The sequence below is a fragment of the Mesorhizobium sp. LNHC229A00 genome, assembly GCF_000502415.1.
Taxonomy (GTDB): Bacteria; Pseudomonadota; Alphaproteobacteria; order Rhizobiales; family Rhizobiaceae; genus Mesorhizobium.
This window is the reverse complement of sequence record NZ_AYWQ01000174.1, coordinates 1-460: the sequence shown is the minus strand read 5'-3', so window position 1 is coordinate 460 and position 460 is coordinate 1. Positions and strand designations below refer to the sequence as shown.

The window sequence follows — 460 nt, the reverse complement described above, 5'->3', positions numbered from 1 at the left end:
CAGCCACACGCCAGGCCATGACCAGAGGTGCAGCAGCCCTGGAATGGCCACTGGGACCAGGAAGAAGCCGACGAAGACAAAGCTGTTGGCAAGGCTGAGCGCGGTTCCGACATGGCCGGCACCGGCAAGCGTGGCAAGCTCGGTATAGGCAACGCCGTGCCAGGCCGAGACCGAGATGCCGGCAACGACAAGCACCAGGGGCAGGACAGCGATCAGGAAGGATTGGCTGGCAGGCATCGCGGGAGCGGCCAGAACCAGCAACCAGAGCACCACGAAGGCCAGCGCGCTCTGCGCACTGCACAAGCGGAGAAATTGACGACGGTTACCGTGGCGGTCGGTAAAGCAGCCACTCCAGACGCGCATGACCATGGCGCCGACCTGTACAGCGGCGAGGTTGGCGCTGATCGCCGTCGTGCCAAGCCCGGCGAAGTCGTGCAGGAACACCGACGCGAAAGTGAGG

1 pseudogene is annotated in these 460 nt (G+C 64.8%); it reads right to left on the bottom strand.

Going from position 1 to position 460, the window contains the following annotated elements:
- Positions 1-460, bottom strand: a pseudogene (locus X742_RS140165) (MFS transporter); the annotation flags it as partial.